Annotated in this window: 1 protein-coding gene; it reads left to right on the forward strand. The window is 33.5% G+C overall.

Features of this window, described 5'->3' with window-relative positions; all coding sequences use genetic code 11:
- Window positions 1-1,546, forward strand: a 1,546-nt coding sequence (locus tag CRV02_RS14220) for a GLUG motif-containing protein (RefSeq protein ID WP_258239322.1), incomplete at both ends; no start/stop codon positions are given.

The raw sequence follows: 1,546 nt of genomic DNA on the forward strand, positions 1-1,546 counted from the left end.
TACAACAAATGCAGTAGATGAACTACTAAAAGGTGTTGTAAATAATGAAGGTATTATAGAAGCTAATTCATTAGATGGTGTTACTGGATTTGTAGAACTATTTGCCCATGGTGGTGAAGCTAAGATTAGTGGAGCAATTAGGGCTAAAGAAGGGTTTGTTGAAACATCAGGGAAAGATTTTACTTTTAATGATGCAAAAATTGAAGCTGGAGAATGGTTAATTGATCCTGTTAATGTAACTATTGATGATGGATTAGCAACAGCTATTGAGAATCAATTAGGGTCAGGAGATGTAACTATTGAAACAGACCAAAGTGATTACTCTGATGTAGATACTTCAAATAATGAGAGTGGAAGTGAAGGAAACATCTATGTAAATAGTGATATTACTTGGACTTCAGGAAATATACTACTACTTGGTGCACATAATGATATTTTTATTAATGCCACCATAGATGGAAGTGCAGGAAATGCAAAACTAATATTAGGGTATGGACAAAGTGAAGCAACTACAAATAATACATCTAACTATTATATAGGAAAAAATGGAAAAATAAATCTTGCTGAGGGAGAGAACTTTTATACGGTGTTAGGGATTGATGGAGGTTTGAAAGAATGGACAGTTATTACAACAAAAGAAGATTTACAAGCAATAAATACAGACTCTGCCTCTTTAGCTAACAATTATGTATTAGGTGGGGATATAGACCTTAGTTCTGTTTCTAATTGGACTGCTATTGGTGATTCAACTACTAAATTTAGTGGAAACTTTGATGGGTTAGGACATGTCGTATCTAATCTTTCAATTAGCACTACTAGCCAAAGTCAAGGATTATTTGGGTTTACTTCTTCAACTTCTAAAATAAGTAATATAGGCTTAGAAAATATTAATTATCTTGGTACTGGCCAAATAGGAGGACTTGTTGGTCAAAACGATGGAATTATAAAAAATGCTTATGTAACAGGTAGTATTGTAGGAGCTTCTTCTGTAGGAGGACTGACTGGTACAAATACTGGAACTATAAGCCAATCATATAGTAATGTTAGTATATCTACACGAGAAAATTATTTGGGAAGACAAATGGGAGGACTTGTTGGACATAATTTTAGTACTATAAAAAACTCATATTCATTGGGAAGTGTTTCAGGATATGAACATATTGGAGGACTTGTTGGGAATAGCTTTGGAACTATTAAAAACTCATATGCAACAGGGAAGGTAACTGCGACAACAGACTTTGTAGGTGGACTTATTGGGAATAATAGAGGAAATATTTCATACGCATACTACGATAAAACATTAAGCCAAGGAATGCCAGATGAAATGTTCTTTGGAAAAACAACAGCAGAGCTTCAAGATATAAATACCTTTAAAAATGATTACAGCAATTGGGATATAGTAGAAGACTCTACTCTTAAAAAAGGAACTCCAGTTTTATCTTGGCAAGTTGGAAAAGATGGAGATACTAAACCTATTTGGTTAATTGGTACAAAAGTTACTTCAAAGCCAATAATTGATAAACCAGCAACAGAAACACCAAACAAA

Origin of the sequence: Arcobacter sp. CECT 8989 (assembly GCF_004116715.1) — a bacterium.
GTDB lineage: Bacteria > Campylobacterota > Campylobacteria > Campylobacterales > Arcobacteraceae > Halarcobacter.